The sequence below is a fragment of the Legionella sp. km535 genome, assembly GCF_003990085.1.
In the GTDB taxonomy this organism is placed as follows: domain Bacteria; phylum Pseudomonadota; class Gammaproteobacteria; order Legionellales; family Legionellaceae; genus Legionella; species Legionella moravica.
Genome location: NZ_RZGU01000007.1, coordinates 107,004 through 124,478 on the forward strand (window position 1 = coordinate 107,004; position 17,475 = coordinate 124,478).

Sequence of the window (17,475 nt, forward strand, 5' to 3'; positions counted from 1 at the left end):
GAAGATCCTCAAGTTACTACATATTATCCAGGCTGTTTTTACTTATCAGGTGAAACAAGAAGGCAGGCATCATTCCCTATTACTCTTTGGTATTCAATTCACGTTCACTCTCGACTATCAGATACGATTATGGTTCCTATTATCAACTATAATGATTGATTAAATACCTTGATTTCATCCATATGAATAAAAAACTCATTGCTGCGTCATCAATAGGTACTCTGCTTGAAATGTATGACTACGCAATTTATGGATTTATGGCGCCACTTATAGCACCAGTATTTTTTCCTAATGCCGATAAGTACATCGCTCTAATGGCGACATTTGCCATTTTTGCGTCAGGTTTTCTGATTCGACCAGTAGCAGCCTACTGGCTGGGTAATCTGGGCGACACGATTGGTCGAAAAAATACGTTAACGATTACCCTTATCATCATGACGTGTTCTTCAAGCTTTATAGGCCTATTGCCTTCTTACGCAACCGCTGGCATCGTCGCGCCAATTTTGCTTACGCTTTGTCGATTAACCCAAGGAGTTTCGGTGGCAGGGGAAATGACATTAGCCAGTATTTACATCTACGAAAATGTGACCATGCGTCATAAAGGCTTTGCTGTTAGCTTTGTTACTTTAGGCTCTATTTGCGGCCTGCTGCTGGCCATTATAATAAGCAAAATAACCTGGTTGTTTTTTTCTGAACAGGATCTAGTCTACGTTTGGCGTTTTCCCTTTTTAATGGGAATACTGGTTGGTCTTGTGGGGGTTTATTTGCGAAATAAAACCATAGAATTAACCGATTTTTCAAAAATAAATGCAAAAATGCAACGAACTCCTTTGAAAAATAGCTGGTTTCGTCAAAAAAAATCAATAGCCGCAATTTTTCTTTTAGCCATTTACTGCAATGGCAGTTTTTATACCCTCTTTGTTTATATGCCTTCATATCTACAACAACATGGATTAACCTTTAACGTAGCAACGAATGTGATTGTAATCGCCATGATGTGTTATAGCATAGGCTTATTGTTCTCAGGCTTTATCTCTGACGTGCTGGGAAGAACATTTCCATTGGTGCTCAGCTTGATAGCGACTGTGATTGGGGGGTTAATGATTAATTACCTGGTGAATGTAGGATCGTTACTGCAGATTACTTTGGCTTGCAGTGTTTTAGCGTTCATTATCTCTATTTTTATTGGGAGCGTATTTACCGCCAGCCTTGAATTGTTGCCACAAAAAGAACGTGCGAGCGGTTTTACTTTATTCTTTAACCTGAGCAATGCTTTATTTGGCGGCACCGCGCCTCTGATGATCTTATACTTAAGTAATGTATTTGTAGATAACGCATTCTCAATTTATTTAATCGGATTAGCTCTATTAACCCTGCCCGCTTTATGGTTAATGCAAAACCCACCCAGTGCCAAATGATAAAAAATACGGTCCTTTTATGGCGCCAGTGAATCAGATTAACTATATTATTGATACACAATATCAAACAGATAGAGGCTCAGAACATGAAGATTATTTATACAGTATCTTCAATAGTGTTAGCACTGATAATCCTCTATAGCCTGTTAATGCACAATATCTCTTCTCATATTTTAAAGCAAAACACAGTTTATCCAGTAGAAACAGCAGCGCAAACTTCTCCGAGTGAGGAACGTATTTGCCCCAAAAACTATTACACCATTTTGACCATTGACGGTGGGGGAACACGTGGATTGATACCATTAACCTATTTAAAATATTTAGAACAATATAACCCTAACGGTACAGCAAATATTTTTAATTTAATGGGTGGCATATCAACAGGCGCGATTATTGTTGCGGCTCTTTCAAAAGTACAACCCGACATGCCCGACACCTATCATTTCACTGCAAAACAGATTAGCAATTTATATAAGAAAAAATCCCCCGATTTTTTTTCCCAAAGCATTATTTACAGGATAATCTCGTTAAATGGGTTAATAATGCCTTTATTCAATTCATACAATAAAAATAATTTTTTTAAAAAAAACTTTAAAAATACGACCTTAAAAAATTTAACAAATCATGTTGCTCTTTTTGCTTACGACATTAAACACAAAAATATACTCATCTTCTGTAATTGGATAAAATGTGATAATTCTTTAAATCAATATTCAATTGCAGATATCGTATCTGGAGCAACTTCAGTTATGGGAGTATACGCTCCTGTAATGTTCTCAACTCATGCTCATCAAATAAAATACAACATCGCTGACCTTGGTCTCATTATCAATAATCCTGCATATATGACGGTCCGATTGGCTGCAAAAATTTGTCCAGATGTACAACACTATGTTGTGCTTTCCCTGGGGACAGGAAATTATCCTGAAATGAGCAGCAATCAGGAAAGTTACCATTGGGGATTAACACAATGGATGCCTAACTTGATTGCCGCAACTACTGAAACAAACAGTGAGGCAGCAAGCGAATATCTCAGTTTTTTTATGAGACATGAACTGTCCACCATACCGGATAGTCAATTACCCAAACTCATTTATATACGTTTAAATCCAGTTCTTGATTGGAACGATTCCAAATCATTCGCAACGTCTCCGGAAAATCTTGATTACTTTGAAAAGAAATCGTACGAGGATATCAATAAAAACAAACAATTACTGCAATGCATTGCAACAATTCGTATAAAGGATGAATTAACTTCAGAGTGCAAAGAACAACTGTTGAATTACATTCACCTCCAGCGTTCCCCTTATTTTGCTATATCCTTACCCGGAATTTTTAAAAACTGAAAAAAATACTCGCAGTACATTCGGTTCAATTTTCCAGTGACTGTTGACCATTGCTCTAAAACCCAACTCGGTTCTATTCATTTTTTTATCCAAAGCTAATCTGGACTTTATAGATAATTTCCAGTAAATTGCCCGCCCAAATTGATACGAATAAAACACCGTTGTTGGAGAATGTTTTTGAAAAAAGGATTTTTTCTGTTATTGCTCTGTGCTGCCAGTCAGGTTTTTGGTGTTCCCAATACCAGCAACCCGACAAATAACACCACCTTTGTATTTTTAGACCTGCTCATGTGGCAAGTACGAGAAGTGAGTGATGATAATTGGGCTCAGATTCTTCAACCTTCTGAAGTCAATGAACACATTCAATTTCTGGATGTACCTTTCAAATGGGACCCCGGTTTTAGACTGGGCATTGGTTATAACAACAAAACCGAGAACCCCTGGAACATACAGCTTTATTTCACAGGATATAAAACTAAAGGAACAAATCAGGCACGCATCAATTCTGGTGAAATTCACTCAGCCTTCGCCGGTAACTTTTATGCGAACAATCTTGCAGGCGATGGTATTTCCGGACCTTATTATCATCAAGCAGGCATACAATGGAATCTATTATATAATACCCTTGATCTGGAAGTTGGCCGAACGGTTACAATAAATTCTCTTCTTAATCTGCGTCCATTTGCAGGACTTAAAGCAGCCATTATTAATCAGAACATCAATACATCCTGGCAAGAACCATACAAACCAACCACTAATGCAAACCCCACTCCTACACGAATCACAACCTTTTCATCAGCTACAGAACAAATGACCAATAATTTTAAAGGATTAGGACCATCATTCGGTTTGGATTCTACCTGGCATTTATTTGAGCCGGCACATCATCAATTAAACCTTGTCGGTACTGTCTCAGGCGCATTTTTATGGGGGCACTGGGCATTAGCGGACGTTTATTATGATAATACCCCGGTATCGATTAGCATCATTAATGACAGCTTGTCAACAGCCGCCCCCATGGCAAAAGGATATCTAGGCATGGAATGGGTAGGAGCTATCAATAAAACACAATGGAACATTCGCCTGGGCTATGAAGGCCAAGTTTGGTTCAATCAGTTGAGGTATTACACTTTTGATATGGGGAAGACAAATGATTCTCTCTATCTGCAAGGCGGTGTATTCGATTTTTTATTCACTTTTGATTAAGATTAATAATGAAACAACGACACATTAGTGCATGCGCTCTCTTGAGCTTCTTAAGCTTTTCCAGCGCGGCTTCAGGTGAATTCACGGTTTTTGAAGATCTTATTTATTGGCATGCGTCACAGGAATCAACCTCAACCTGGGCCTACGTTCAAACCATTCAAATCCCTGAACCTCCGCCTCCTCGCCCATCAAATACCTACACTGAGCCTAATGTGTATTTTGGTTGGAGTCCTGGAGTCCGAGTGGGACTGCAATACGAACAACCTGCCTTATTTGATACCAAATTGTATTGGACATATTTTTCGAACAAAGCACATGAATCAATAACAGCCAATGCGAATGAGATTATTCTGCCTGAATTTTTTAATGGATTTACAGTACAAAACGTATTTAATGCGGCGCAGTTAAACTGGAGATTAATCCTGAATATGGTCGATGCTGAAGTAGGCCATCAATTTAAACCGCTTGATACATTAGCAGTCCGCCCATTTATAGGTATTAAAGGGGGAACAATCAACCAATCAATAAATTCCTCATGGCAGGAATACTTATTCAATACCCCTTTATACACTGCTACTGAATACTTAAAAAATAATTTTTGGGGAATAGGCCCCAACTTTGGCATAGACAGTGTATGGCACCTGTATAAAAACATTAATATTCGTAGTGATTTTGCAACCGCCTTTTTATGGGGACATTGGAATATAAAAGACGTTTATCATCAACCACAAGCGCTATTGGGCTTTATTCCTGAAAAAACAGTCACATCCAATACGAAAAACTCCATGCTTGGAGCCTTTATGACTAGAGGCTTTTTGGGACTAGAGTGGTCCTTTCAAGCAAAAGCCCAAGTGACCGTTAAAGCGGGATATGAAATGCAATTTTGGAGTAACCAATTAAGGATACCCATTTTTCAGGCAGTTCCTATACATGGTGATTTAACATTACAAGGTGCCACATGCGGTATTTTAATCAAATTATAATTGGTGCAGGATTCTTTTGCTCCTCATTTGCCTATGCAATTGATTTTTATGCAGATGCTTTGTATTGGCAAGCATCTGAAACAGTAGATTGGGCGTTAACCAATAATTTAAGGTTACCAAATCAAATTATCGCCTACAAAACGATTGATTTTGATTTTGCACCAGGATTTCGAATAGGAGCCGGCCTGCAAAAAGCAGATTGGAATATCAAAGCCTTTTATACAAGATACTCCGTGCAAGCAAATGCTACAACCCACGATAATGTTATCTCGGCCTTTATGCCGAGCAAATTTGTCGAGACCTTTTATCAATCAGCAACAGTCAAGTTTACTATTGACTACTCTATATTCGATCTCGATCTCAATAAGAGCATTCAAGTCGGTGAGTCCTTAAACATTAGCCCTCTCATTGGATTGAAAGGAGGCGCTATCAATCAACGCATCAATACTGGCTATTACGGCTTAGTTTCTGTTCTGGAACAGGTCACCAATAATTTCACCGGATTCGGACCCAAAATAGGACTGGAAAGCCAATGGTTATTTTATAGTAAGGATGCTCTTCGATACAGTCTAATGGCTGATTTTGCCACTTCCTACATGTGGGGCAAGTGGTCTATCTACGACACTCTCATTCGAAATGATTCAGCGCAAATTGGTTCTGTTATTGTTGGAAAACGAGATCTGGGAGCCTTGTCATTACAGGGTCTTGTTGGTATCAAGATGGATTATAAAAAGTACTCGGTAAAAATAGGTTATGAAATTTCCGATTGGTTTAATCAGTTTCAGGTGTTTGATAACGCCACAGGCACTCATACGAATGACTTGGTTCTACAGGGCGCAACTTTAGCATTTAAATATCGTTGTTAGAAAATATTCCCAAAAGTTCGACCTATTAAAGAAATACAATCAGCCAGAAAACCTGCTGGCTGATTGTAACGTACTCGAAAATCAGAACGCTTAATAGCTACACGATGCATGTGATTGGGGTGCGCTCAGCAGTTTTTCTGTATTAATAGCGGTGCACAACACAATTATTTTACCATCTCCTTTTGTTGTACGCACATTAGCCTCACAGAAATTCAACTGCTTGAGACCTGCAACAATTTGATTGGCCTCAGCTTCAGAATCAAAATAACGCCATATACTCAAAGAGCTTTTGTTGGTTACCTTCCAACCCTGAACTCCAGTTAATTCCGTCATCCCTTTGTTCAAAAGAACTGGATCGTGAGCAGGCTTTAGAAATGAAAGAGAGGATACAGAACTGCTCGCTGATTGTCTCATAGCAGCTTCTTTCTTTAACCCGGTTAAAACATCCTGGGCAGTGACCATCAAGAGCTGGCACGCCAGCAGAGAGTGTTTGTTATCATTTCCATCTAAAAATTGAACAATAGGATTTCTGGCCGCAAACAAACTGTCAATTAGATTCAAATCATAGCTTGGTTTGGTTGCTTTTATTTCCATTAAAATTCGACTCAAGGCCATTCGTATTTCAATGAGTTGTTCTAAAGAAGAATCAGCATATGGCTTGGTTTGAGCTTCCGTGATGCATTGAAATATATGTGCCGCTAAAGGTCTTCTGTCTTTTTCAATATTTGCTATGGCGTCCGCATAACTGCCCTCAGTGGAACTACGATCACCAGGTTTCCGCATAATAATATCGGGCAAACCAATACTTCTTAAAATAATATTATTCAATGCTGTTGCAGTTCGGCCATTAGCATTGGGAAATGGGTGGATATGAGTAAAGCGATAAAATAGATCAGCACAGAATTCGCTCACAGCAGTGAGATCCTGATTGTCGAGTTGTTTCCATCGCGCAACCATCTCTTCAGCAAAATGACGAACTTGATTGGGTAAACGTTCTGGATAATCGACAAACAGAGCTATTTTCTCCACAATCGGACGTTCGTGTTCCGATAACAGATTTTCATGCCAGGCGGTAGCCATTCGGTTCATCGCTGTACCGAATCCAAGAAAAGGCCCCTTCAATTTCGTTGTCTTTTCGAAAGAAGGATGGATAGGAGCGCCAGAATCACGAGCCAGTCGTTGCACAATATGCAAAAACTTTTTTGCATATTCCATAGGAAGACCCTCATTTTCTTTAACAAGCATCTTCAAAAATTGAGCCTCAGATAACTTTGGTTGATATAAATTTGCCATATACAGAGCCAATTGATTCATCATGTTGCTGCCGTAATGCCAACGAACAATCAACGTTTTGGAATATTCCCCGCTTTTCATGTCTTCGCCGTTCGAGAGCAAGCTTTTACCCATGTGCTCATGAATCTTGATTATCCAATTTTCGAAAATTTCAGGAGTTAATGCAGCCAGGCCATTGGTATGAATCCAGGGTAAAATAACATCCTCAGCGTATAAATAAGCATGATACATATCCTCGTGTTGCCCTATTTTAAAAGGCACTTCACTCATCGTTTCACCGTACATAAGGGCAGTGGGTGAAGACTCCGGTTCAAAACTATAAATCAAGGCGGGGTTAAATATTTTGAGATTCAATAAACTTGGCATGTGTACATTCCCAATAAAAAATGAATGTATTTTACACACTGAACTCTATGAGATCAACAGGTGTTTTTTTGAGTCTTTTTGAATCTATAATGACATTAGTGATTACTGTTATATCAATTTATTTTTATCAACCAGGTCAATATATTCGCCTGGCCCATGCTAAAAATCAGCATAATAGATCCTTAATATTTTATGTGTATAATACAAACAATATGAATTCATCAGGATCACTCCCATGACCGTCTATCAAGCACCAAAACCACAATACACTAATTGGCAATGGTTTAAATTTATTGGTCTTCGTACTGTTTTTCCTCCTGTTCTATTTTGGGATCTATTAAAAATCGGTGTAAATAAGTTAGCTGGAAAAGCTATTGGCAGCCTCGTTTTACCCGCTCAAGACATGAATAGTTCATATTTTAAGATCGAAGATGCTTCTCGCTTCAATACCAATCAAATCTCATGTGAACAACATAAAGTAATAACTCATGATGGCGCAGAATTAGACACCTTTGAGATAACCCCTGAATCACAAAAGCAAATTGAGCCACAATTCCAAAAATACATCATCAATTTAGTTGGAAACGGCATGTGCTACGAAGATATTCTGGATGAAATGCGTGAGGATGCCCTGGCACTGGATGCGAAGATTGTTGGTTTTAATCTTCGAGGCGTTGGCCAAAGTTCGAAGCGCGCCCTGTCAAAAGATGATTTAGTAACCGATGGCATTGCTCAGGTACAACGATTACTGGATCAAGGAGTACCTGCACAAAACATAACATTGAAGGCCCACTCTCTGGGTGCAGGTGTTGGATCTCTGGTTGCACAGCATTTTCATCAGCAAGGTCAACCTATTAATATTTTTAATAGCCGTTCTTTTTCAAATCTCACCAATTTTCTGGTAGGACATGCACGTCTGGAAAAAAATGTATTCGGGGAAGCAATAGGCCAAAAAGAAACCTTTGGAGGAAAGGTTTTAGGATGGTTGATTAAACCCATCGTAAAATTAGCTCTTCTTTTAGCGAATTGGGAAATTGACGCCATCAGTGCTTTCAAAAGCATTCCCAACCAATATAAAGAGTATATTGTGGTCCGATCACGAAAAGACATCAGGCAAAATCGCATAGATGATCCTGTAATACCTCATTATGCGTCGATACATGAAGGGCTTTCGAGTGAACGACATGCTGAAAAAGCCAAAATTGACCGTTTGATTTCAGCTGCTGATAAAAATGATCCAGGCGCAATCGATGAATTAACTACAGCCAGAAAAAAAGCAGGCAGCGATAGAAAAATGGAAGCCAGTTACAGCAGGTCGGATGGCCATAATACTCAGTTGTATTTACTGAAAAATAGAGAAGGCAAGTCCGCACAAACCTTTTTCAGGGAATTTGTGGCAAAAGCTAATGAAGATCACGCGGTTAAACCGACAATTAAACCGAGCCATTAAATCAGGGAGTTGAATATTAATTTGTCTGTACAAAACCTGTATCGCTCAACTGAAGAGTGCTGAATCTTCTGCATATCCTCAAAATACATTCCAGCTCAAAGTTATGGATTCCGCGGTCACAGCCGCGGAAATTCGCATGATATGTGAGTACATGCTGCATTTCGAAATCCCGCGGCGAAGACCGCGGGATCCGTAAAGTAGAACCGGACTGGTTTGTGAAGATGTGTATAAGATTCAGTTACGAGCAACCAGGCTAATACCAAACATAGTCGATCCATCCAGCGAGCGTAACAACTGTTTTGAATTATCAATCAAGAAAGATCCTGAATAAAGATGCTTTTGAAGACAAAAAATAAAAGAAAAATCATCAATTACAATCACTTAATACACCGTAGAAAATACGGTAATTGATGTCTCATTGTTTGGGTACAATCAGTCGCTCAGCTAAATTGAGCGCAATGATTTAGATTCCAACCTATTTATTTACAGGAGATTGTAATGGCCGCTAGTAGAGAAACGATGATACAACTAATTAAAGACTCTGAATGTTTTGAACACAAAGGAACTCTTCATGTGACCGAAAGTATAGGAGCAGGTGCTAAAGTTGTTGTTACTGATGGAAGCCTTATTGTTGATGGCTCTATTCATGATGGTGCACATATTGAGCTAAGAGAAACACCCCGGTCATATCGTTCAGGTACTCAAATAGGTGGTTTGACATTAGGTTATGTTTCTATCAGGTGTATAACAGGCGGAGGTGAACCAAGAACTTTATCTGTCCAAGGTAATGTTGGTGAAAACGTAACGATCACGTCTCTCTGCGCCGATTATTCTATAGCTGGGGAAATAGGACGCAGCTGCTATCTCAAAACTGAAAATGGAAATATTAAAGTTACCAAGGTTGGCGAAAGTTCATCGTTGATTTCTAGCAATGGAAACATCACCTGCCATGATGTCGGCAAACACACCTGTTTAAAAACAAGTAATGGTACTATTCGAGCTGAAGCGGTGGCAGAGCAAGCAGAAGTTAGTACAAATAACGGTGATGTCAGAGTAGCATCTTCGCAAGCCACAACAAAACTCCACACCGACAATGGCAATGTATATATTAATGGCACCATACAGCCAAAACCAATGTCGGCTTATGGTAGATCTTCTTACATGACTGGAGGCTCAACGTTCTTCAGTTCGAGGAGCATCATTATAGATGGGGTTGATATGACACCGTTTATGGGCTCAAGTTTCTCCCGGCGGTGAAAAATCAACCATAGAGCCTTCTGCTGCTGAATATCGAAGAGGATAAGTTTATTTGACTCTAGATGAGCGTTATTCATTCACCGTTAGTACCTTGCTTAGGTGAATACATGCTGCATTTCGAATTTCCCCGGCTGTGAGCGCAGAATGATCTAGCGCAGTTATCCTGAACCCTGGGATCAAAGCCACAGAAATCCGAAGTGCAACATTAGTCCCCATCTCAACCGAATTCCCGCGGCTGTGACCGCGGGATCCATGATGGTGGCATTCAAGTATTAGATCCCGCGGTCTTCGCCGCGGGAATTCGGCTTAGATTTATTTAACAGCAGCTACCGAATGCTGAGACATAGTTAAGCCTGTTTGCGAGCAACTGACTCTTGGTCACAACTATGGAATCTTGGAGAAATGTCAGATTTGCGTGCAAACAGGCAGTTCCTGCATCCCGAAGTCACAACCTCGGGAATTCGCTTGATAGGTGAATACATGCTGCATTTCGAATTTCCGCGGTTGTGGCCGCGGAATCAAAAAAAATAAAACTGAACTGGTTTTTCGAAGATGTGTAGAAGATTTAGTTGCAAGCTCCCTGATTCGACATTAAAACAAAAATCAAGAATTTTTTAGTGTATCAAATTGTTTATTAATATAAAATTTGCTCGTTAGAGAAATAGCATTACCAGCTAAAATGGATTTTGCCAAATCAGTACACTTTAAATGTGGAACTGATTATTATCAGGAGAATGAATTGGACAAACGCTATACTTATCTGATTATTGGTGGAGGATGCGGTGGATTAGCCATTGCTTCGCGTTTAAACAGAACACTTAAAAATCAAACCATTGCACTAATTGAACCGTCATCTACACACTACTACCAACCCCTTTGGACTTTGGCAGGGGCTGGAATATGTCATTTTACTTCTTCTCAAAAACAACAAAAAAATTTAATTCCTTCAGGAGTGGAGTGGATTGCTGATCGAGCAGTAAAAATTAATCCGTCAAATCAACAAGTACATTGTGCCAATGGAACGGTAATTCACTATGATTTTTTAGTGCTGGCTACAGGATTGGAAACACGTTTTGACCTGATTCCAGGATCTGAGTTTATTGGAACTCATGGAATTTGCAGTATTTATCATAGGGAATCAGTAACTAAAACAGCACAAATGATCAATCAATTTAAAGGTGGGAATGCGCTATTCACCATGCCCCCTGTTCCGATTAAATGCGCGGGTGCACCACAGAAAATCATGTATTTAGCAGACTATATTTTCCGCAAAAACAAAGTACGCCAAAACACGCAAATAACTTTTGCAACGGCAGGAAAAACGATGTTTAGTGTACCTTCATTTGCAAACAGCCTGACAAAATTAGTTGCTGAGAAAGGTATTACCCCATTATTTTCACATCGTTTGACTCAAATTAATCCACACCAACGCATCGCCTGGTTTGAACAAACTCGTGAATTCGAACACGATGGAATTATCCAATCAGAGACCCATCAAATATCAATGCCTTATGATCTATTACATGTTGTTCCCCCAATGGCCGCACCTAAATTAATTCAGGAATCAGGACTTGCTGTTGAATCAGGCGCTCATAAAGATTGGCTGAAAGTAGACATGCACACATTACAGCATCTTGATTATAAGAATATTTTTGGTATTGGCGATGTTACCGGTATTCCTAATTCAAAAACAGCAGCGGCTATTCGCCAACAAGCTCCCATAGTTGTAGCAAATCTTCTCGCCGTTGCCAAAGGAGAGACTCCTACAGCTCGCTATAACGGTTATTCCGCTTGCCCTATAATTACCGATAAAGGTAAAGTCATTCTTGCTGAGTTTGGTTACGATGGAACATTAATGCCAACATTCCCATTCGATATGACCCAACAGCGCAGAAGCATGTGGCTCTTAAAGCGATTTATATTCCCTAAATTATATTGGCACGGAATCATAAAAGGACGAGCCTAGGTCGCACAAAAGGAAATCTGATCCCCCCTTCACGCTCAGTGTGGGGGAAAATTATCCCTTAGCCTGACGAGTGTAAAGCTTGACCCAAAAAGTTAAAAAACAACGATATTCAGCGAAAATGAAATAGTTCAACCCTCATTGCTCAAAATGATCTTATGGTCACAAAGGTATTGATACGGTTCTTCAGTATTGCGGGACAAAGTGAAATAAACATCACTGCTTCTGGTAAGCGCTATGTAACTGGCCAGACACGCGTCTTTATAATGGTTTTGTTCATTATTGAGTTCAAACCAAACCAGAATATAATTGTCTACTCCAGCACGATCTTTATCAATTTTTACATTTTGGGCATAAGGCTCAATAACAGAAACCTCCGGTTCGATATAGTGTTCGTAAGGGATGCCCTCTTGGTTATAATTTATTACCGCTAAAGGTCTGAATGTGTCTGGAGTATTATTAGTAAAAAACAAACGGACGTTATAAGCATAAGTATTAAAAGCAAATAATAAATAAATAAGGAAAGCAGATTTTTTCATTGTTGATTCCATAATATCAATTGAAGTTGGTTCATTATTTCTTGATAAGAATAATGTCTAAGAGCTTATTTCCTAAAGCTTGTTCTGGTGGCTGGATGATTAAATGAGTACTCTCCCTAATCATAACTTGCCATAAAATATGGACTGTAAGATACCGTACTCTTTCTATAATTCAAGATAAATTACACCTGATTCATTTGAATTATCTAACTATTCAATAAAACTCCACTGGTAACCTCCCCCATTAAATAACCCCATTTCATTTGTCGTCTTTGCTAACACTGGATAAACGAGTAAAACAACCCAACTATTGACTCAAAAATAAACTTAATGTAAAATACCTGAACAAGTCCATACTAAGGAAGACAAATGCCTAATTCATATTTTCAACGTTTGATACAAAAGCAAATAGGTTCAGCAACATTTTCATCTAATCGTACAGATTGGTATGTCAAAAATAACTTCGGCACTGCAGAGATGTCTTTAGATGAGCGATTTGCTCATTTTGAACAAGCTCAGCGTCAACCTGAAGGAAAATATTACCATGACTTCCAAAATATCGACCTGGAGCGTTATCAAGTAGGTGTGACCCTTGCGAACCGGTCACAGTGTGAGATTGAAGTTGTGGCATTTCGTCCTGATTCATCTGTCAGCAGTTCCAGTAGCTCTACCAGCTCCAGCTCATCTCCTACCCTAAGTGGACACGGAAAGCATGTCATCTATTTTACCGGTATCTGTACTTTATATCAGGATAGTTTAAAAGATATTGCAAAAGCGGTACATACTACCGGAGCAAGCTATTATGGTTTTGAATATCCAGGAATGGCTCGACTGGGTGGACAAGTTTCAGAAGTTAATGATTTGATAAACACTGGTATGGCCGTAGCGAATGATTTGCTTCGCAAAGGCGTCCCTATAGACGACATTATTTTTCAGGGAGATTCATTCGGGGCAGCGGTTGCCAAAAAGATAAGTGACGAATTCAAAAAACAATGCCATGTAGAGATCCGTTGTATTTTAAACAACACCTTCTCTTCATTTCAGCAAGCAATTCAGGGCCTGTTAGACGAAAATTGCCTGGCCATTCACTTGAGTTCTGTTATTCCATCATTACTAAGCTATACAGGCTGGGATATTCGTACACAAGACAGCTACAATCAAGTAACCCCCTACCAAATTCATGTAAATCATATAGGTGATGGACTACTTGAGCCTGGCAGCGCCACTTTGGCAGCATACGTTGAAAGTGCCCGCTATATGCCGAGCTTTGTTGATACCTGCCCTGAAGACTTTCGCAGTCAAAGAGACTCATACAGCGCCCTGCATTGGGCAGTAATATCTCCAGAAGGAGAATCGTACCTTGCAGCAAAATACGGCAGAGACGACAAAGGTCAGGTTAATACTCACATCGCAGATTTGTGTTACATGCAGTATCCCAATGGGCAAGGTGTATATGAGGCTCTGATATCCCCCTACATTCAAGACAGTAATGAATACATAAGAAATCATCCACAAGTACTTTCTGTAGACCATTTGCCACAACCCTTGGTATCACAGCAAGAATCTTTACTAAGCTTGATATCCAGCGCCTTACCAGAGCTTCCGAAAGTACCTCGTTTTTTAAGCTTTTTTGGCCAAGCAGCATCCAGCACAGATCCCGACCCTACATTAAGTGAAGAGGATGACGACGTCTATAAATTAATCTAGACAGTCATCTCGGAGGTCAGAATCCAGCATCTCTGACCTCCGTGTTTTTAAACCTGGTATTTGAACTACTTTCTTTTCAGTCAAGGTGTTCTTCGTTCAGAGCCACTCTCTTATTGCTTACAAGCAGGGCTTCCCCACTTGGCTTGAGCATTCAATTCTTCTAATAATAAAATCATCGATTTCATAATTGGCATGGGTAGTTTGAGATTTAAATTCGCGCCGCCGGGTAGAACAAAATCAAGTGCAAAAACATCTTGATCTCCGATTTTCATCATCTGTAACTTAGCATCCATCACCAGCACAGGTGAACCGCCTAGAGGATAATTAAAGCCAGGAATAAATGCTTTTGTAAAATTTCCCACCTGTTTATTGCTTTGCTTTATCTCCAATATCAAGTGCTCAACTGAGGGTGCCCTTTGTTCGTATGCTTTTTGAATGTATTGGCTGGTCGACTTTAAAATAAAATGAGTGATTCTACGTGTGATCCAGAATAGATACTCACTCTGATCAACCGTGTTAATCCGAAGAAGAAGGCGATCATCATTTAACAAATACTTGCAGTTGAATTGTTTGAGGTTCACAGCATCAACTCCTGCTGATAACGGATAAAAAGAAAGTCCACATCATAAGATGTATGAGTGGAGATATTTAGAAAACAGAACATAGCTGATGACCGTCCGATATCATTTTTAAATAATCCCCTTTTTTATTATAGCAAATACACATGTTATAAACGGTGCAGTGCACCTATTGAACTCTGTACATGAAAAAAAACCTGTCTTGCCCGCACAGGCGGGCAACCATTCATCAAAATAAACCGATGCCAAATAGTTGTCCGCCGGCGCGAGCAAGACAGATTTTTTTTCATGTAGAGAGCCTGTTGAATAAGTAACGTCGATTAAAGCCCCCTTAATGAACATCAATAGGGTAAACGTGGTTAAAGCGAGTGCGGCTATGTATCTGAAAATTTGAAAATTAATAAAATAGTAAGGTTTACCAGCGAAACTCTTGTTTTTATATTATAGTTATTAAAACAAAGCGTTAAAAAACTCATTTCACAGCAAGCAATTACTTTTCGCAAGGAGCGGGTAATGAAATTAGGATCATTTGCTATTCATTTAATTGCAGGGATGGTGGGTACGAGTTCAGTTTTCGCGTCAATGACGATTGTTGGTGCTGGTGCTACTTTTCCATATCCCGTTTATGCCAAATGGGCAGAGACTTATCACAAAAAAACCGGAATTCAGATTAACTATCAATCAATTGGATCCGGTGGTGGTATTCAACAAATCAAAGCGGGTACCGTAGATTTCGGTGCTTCTGACAAACCGTTAACAGATTCTGAACTACATGAAGCAGGTCTGGTTCAGTTTCCAACTGTCCTGGGTGCGGTTGTACCGGTGATCAATATACCTGGTGTTCATTCTGGCGAATTAAAATTAACAGGCCCCCTTCTGGCCGATATATTCCTGGGTACTGTTAAAAAATGGAATGATCCTGCCATAGTTGCGCTAAACCCTGAATTGAAACTTCCGGATCAGGACATTACTGTCGTACATCGCTCTGATGGTTCTGGCACTTCTTTTTTATTTACTCATTATTTGTCACAAGTAAGCCCTGATTGGGCACAAAAAGTAGGTAGTGATGCTTCAGTTAACTGGCCTGTTGGTATTGCAGGAAAAGGTAATGAAGGGGTTGCACTTTATGTAAAACAAATACCAGGCTCCATTGGGTATGTTGAATACAGCTATGCAACAAGCAACCATTTGTCTGCAACCCAGCTTAAAAATAAAGAGAATGCCTATGTCAATGCTTCAATGGATTCCGTTCAGGCAGCAGCGCAATATGCCGACTGGAAGAAAACACCTGTTATTTTAACGGATGAACCAGGGGCTGCAAGCTGGCCTATTACGGGTGCAACTTTTATTTTGATGCACAGCAAAGTAAGTGATGCCAATAAAGACAAATCAAAAGCGGTGCTTGATTTCTTTAGCTGGGCTTATAAAAATGGCAAATCAGATGCCAATGCTTTGGAATACGTAACGCTGCCTGAGTCATTAATTCAGCAGATAAATGCGGAATGGGCGAATAAATTTCAGGACCAACAAGGTAAGGGAATTTGGACTAATTAAATGAAAGCAAAACGAAATAGCGCATTAATCAATAGTTCTGTTTTTTATTTGAGCCTATCCTGCGCTATTTCTATTGTTCTTATTTTTGCAGGGATATTTTATTTTTTAATTAAAGGAAGTCTCCCTGCAATTCATGCCTTTGGTATTCAATTTCTGTTTAACGATAACTGGGATCCTGTACTCCAAAAATTTGGTGCTGCAAGTGCTATAGCAGGAACGATGATTACTTCGTTCATTGCCCTGTTAATCGCTGTTCCTATCAGTTTTGGAATTACGGTATTTACACTAAAAATAGCTCCATTTGCATTAAGGAAGTATTTACGTGTTGCCATTGATGTTCTTGCCGGTATACCCAGTATTATTTATGGAATGTGGGGCCTGTTCGCTCTGGCACCCATTTTAAGTACTTATGTACAACCATGGCTTAACCATAATACACAAGCGATACCCTATATAGGCGATATGTTCACTGGGCCACAAATCGGTATCGGCCTGTTTACCGCAGGCCTTGTTCTTGGAATTATGATCATCCCTTTTATTGCCTCCATTATGTACGATGTGTTTGAACTGATACCCGACATCTTGCAAGAATCAGCTTATGCATTGGGAGCAACGACCTGGGAAACGATTTGGTATGTCATGGTTCCCTATGCACGTAGTGGTTTTATAGGGGGTATTATGTTGGGATTAGGGCGAGCTTTGGGAGAAACGATGGCAGTTGCTTTTGTTATTGGAAACGCCCATACCCTGACTACGTCTTTATTCATGCCCTCCAGTAGCGTGACCTCTGTTTTGGCAAATGAGTTTACCGAGGCTACCAGCGAACTGTTTCTGGCTGCGTTAACGGAACTAGGTCTTTGTCTTTTTATTTTAACTTCAGTGGTTATATTGTTATCCAGGATTTTACTGAGTTTTATCCAGAAACAACTGAATAATCCTTGAGGGTGAA

At 39.6% G+C, this 17,475-nt stretch carries 14 protein-coding genes; 11 read left to right on the top strand and 3 right to left on the bottom strand.

Annotation, left to right across the window (positions count from 1 at the left end; translation table 11 throughout):
* The first annotated feature begins 182 nt into the window (after nucleotides 1–182).
* From ELY21_RS05970 to ELY21_RS05990, 5 genes are all read left to right on the top strand, one after another.
* On the top strand, nucleotides 183–1,418 hold the full coding sequence (locus ELY21_RS05970; RefSeq protein WP_127107787.1) for an MFS transporter: 1,236 nt from the start codon (nucleotides 183–185) through the stop codon (nucleotides 1,416–1,418).
* Between the two features lie 86 nt (nucleotides 1,419–1,504).
* Nucleotides 1,505–2,764 (top strand): patatin-like phospholipase family protein, encoded by a 1,260-nt coding sequence (locus ELY21_RS05975; protein ID WP_127107789.1) that lies wholly within the window; start codon nucleotides 1,505–1,507, stop codon nucleotides 2,762–2,764.
* Between the two features lie 177 nt (nucleotides 2,765–2,941).
* Nucleotides 2,942–3,970, top strand: coding sequence for an Lpg1974 family pore-forming outer membrane protein (locus ELY21_RS05980; RefSeq protein ID WP_127107791.1), 1,029 nt, complete (start codon nucleotides 2,942–2,944; stop codon nucleotides 3,968–3,970).
* Nucleotides 3,971–3,978: 8 nt separating this feature from the next.
* Nucleotides 3,979–4,953, top strand: coding sequence for an Lpg1974 family pore-forming outer membrane protein (locus tag ELY21_RS05985; protein ID WP_127107793.1), 975 nt, complete (start codon nucleotides 3,979–3,981; stop codon nucleotides 4,951–4,953).
* On the top strand, nucleotides 4,929–5,819 hold the full coding sequence (locus tag ELY21_RS05990) for an Lpg1974 family pore-forming outer membrane protein (protein WP_127107795.1): 891 nt from the start codon (nucleotides 4,929–4,931) through the stop codon (nucleotides 5,817–5,819). The genes ELY21_RS05985 and ELY21_RS05990 overlap by 25 nt, the downstream gene beginning before the upstream one ends.
* Nucleotides 5,820–5,909: 90 nt before the next feature.
* Here the strand turns inward: ELY21_RS05990 and ELY21_RS05995 are convergent, their stop codons facing one another.
* A complete protein-coding gene (locus ELY21_RS05995) occupies nucleotides 5,910–7,478 on the bottom strand; it encodes a Fic family protein (RefSeq protein ID WP_127107797.1) in 1,569 nt (522 codons plus the stop codon).
* Nucleotides 7,479–7,713: 235 nt separating this feature from the next.
* Between ELY21_RS05995 and ELY21_RS06000 the strand changes: the two genes are divergently transcribed.
* The 3 genes from ELY21_RS06000 to ELY21_RS06010 all read left to right on the top strand — a co-directional run bounded on the left by ELY21_RS06000 (nucleotide 7,714) and on the right by ELY21_RS06010 (nucleotide 12,151).
* Entirely contained in the window at nucleotides 7,714–8,928 is a 1,215-nt protein-coding gene (locus tag ELY21_RS06000) for a protein SidB (RefSeq protein WP_127107799.1), read from the top strand.
* A gap of 498 nt (nucleotides 8,929–9,426) precedes the next feature.
* The gene (locus ELY21_RS06005) at nucleotides 9,427–10,185 is read left to right on the top strand and encodes a DUF4097 family beta strand repeat-containing protein (protein ID WP_127107801.1); all 759 of its coding nucleotides are present in this window, start codon (nucleotides 9,427–9,429) and stop codon (nucleotides 10,183–10,185) included.
* Between the two features lie 739 nt (nucleotides 10,186–10,924).
* Nucleotides 10,925–12,151, top strand: coding sequence for an FAD/NAD(P)-binding oxidoreductase (locus ELY21_RS06010; RefSeq protein ID WP_158618521.1), 1,227 nt, complete (start codon nucleotides 10,925–10,927; stop codon nucleotides 12,149–12,151).
* Between the two features lie 128 nt (nucleotides 12,152–12,279).
* Here ELY21_RS06010 and ELY21_RS06015 read toward each other — a convergent pair whose 3' ends face one another.
* Nucleotides 12,280–12,687 carry a hypothetical protein gene (locus tag ELY21_RS06015; protein ID WP_127107805.1) on the bottom strand — a complete coding sequence of 136 codons (408 nt, stop codon included), beginning with the start codon at nucleotides 12,685–12,687 and terminating at the stop codon, nucleotides 12,280–12,282.
* 369 nt (nucleotides 12,688–13,056) lie between these two features.
* On the opposite strand from ELY21_RS06015, the gene sdbB reads away from it, so the two are divergent.
* Nucleotides 13,057–14,394, top strand: coding sequence for a Dot/Icm T4SS effector alpha/beta hydrolase (sdbB, locus tag ELY21_RS06020; protein ID WP_127107807.1), 1,338 nt, complete (start codon nucleotides 13,057–13,059; stop codon nucleotides 14,392–14,394).
* A 110-nt stretch (nucleotides 14,395–14,504) separates the two neighbouring features.
* Here sdbB and ELY21_RS06025 read toward each other — a convergent pair whose 3' ends face one another.
* Nucleotides 14,505–14,975 carry a hypothetical protein gene (locus ELY21_RS06025; protein ID WP_127107809.1) on the bottom strand — a complete coding sequence of 157 codons (471 nt, stop codon included), beginning with the start codon at nucleotides 14,973–14,975 and terminating at the stop codon, nucleotides 14,505–14,507.
* Between the two features lie 510 nt (nucleotides 14,976–15,485).
* Between ELY21_RS06025 and pstS the strand changes: the two genes are divergently transcribed.
* The gene (pstS, locus tag ELY21_RS06030) at nucleotides 15,486–16,526 is read left to right on the top strand and encodes a phosphate ABC transporter substrate-binding protein PstS (protein ID WP_199741647.1); all 1,041 of its coding nucleotides are present in this window, start codon (nucleotides 15,486–15,488) and stop codon (nucleotides 16,524–16,526) included.
* Nucleotides 16,527–17,468 carry a phosphate ABC transporter permease subunit PstC gene (gene pstC, locus ELY21_RS06035; protein WP_127107811.1) on the top strand — a complete coding sequence of 314 codons (942 nt, stop codon included), beginning with the start codon at nucleotides 16,527–16,529 and terminating at the stop codon, nucleotides 17,466–17,468. It begins immediately after the preceding gene.
* Nucleotides 17,469–17,475 lie beyond the last annotated feature (7 nt).

What these genes read in the sequence shown, in the direction of transcription:
- ELY21_RS06000 (WP_127107799.1), top strand. Translation starts at nt 7,714, where the DNA reads ATGACCGTCTATCAAGCACCAAAACCACAATACACTAATTGGCAATGG.
- ELY21_RS06015 (WP_127107805.1), bottom strand. Translation starts at nt 12,687, where the DNA reads ATGAAAAAATCTGCTTTCCTTATTTATTTATTATTTGCTTTTAATACT.
- ELY21_RS06005 (WP_127107801.1), top strand. Translation starts at nt 9,427, where the DNA reads ATGGCCGCTAGTAGAGAAACGATGATACAACTAATTAAAGACTCTGAA.
- sdbB (WP_127107807.1), top strand. Translation starts at nt 13,057, where the DNA reads ATGCCTAATTCATATTTTCAACGTTTGATACAAAAGCAAATAGGTTCA.
- ELY21_RS05985 (WP_127107793.1), top strand. Translation starts at nt 3,979, where the DNA reads ATGAAACAACGACACATTAGTGCATGCGCTCTCTTGAGCTTCTTAAGC.
- pstC (WP_127107811.1), top strand. Translation starts at nt 16,527, where the DNA reads ATGAAAGCAAAACGAAATAGCGCATTAATCAATAGTTCTGTTTTTTAT.
- ELY21_RS05975 (WP_127107789.1), top strand. Translation starts at nt 1,505, where the DNA reads ATGAAGATTATTTATACAGTATCTTCAATAGTGTTAGCACTGATAATC.
- ELY21_RS05995 (WP_127107797.1), bottom strand. Translation starts at nt 7,478, where the DNA reads ATGCCAAGTTTATTGAATCTCAAAATATTTAACCCCGCCTTGATTTAT.
- pstS (WP_199741647.1), top strand. Translation starts at nt 15,486, where the DNA reads ATGAAATTAGGATCATTTGCTATTCATTTAATTGCAGGGATGGTGGGT.
- ELY21_RS05970 (WP_127107787.1), top strand. Translation starts at nt 183, where the DNA reads ATGAATAAAAAACTCATTGCTGCGTCATCAATAGGTACTCTGCTTGAA.
- ELY21_RS05990 (WP_127107795.1), top strand. Translation starts at nt 4,929, where the DNA reads ATGCGGTATTTTAATCAAATTATAATTGGTGCAGGATTCTTTTGCTCC.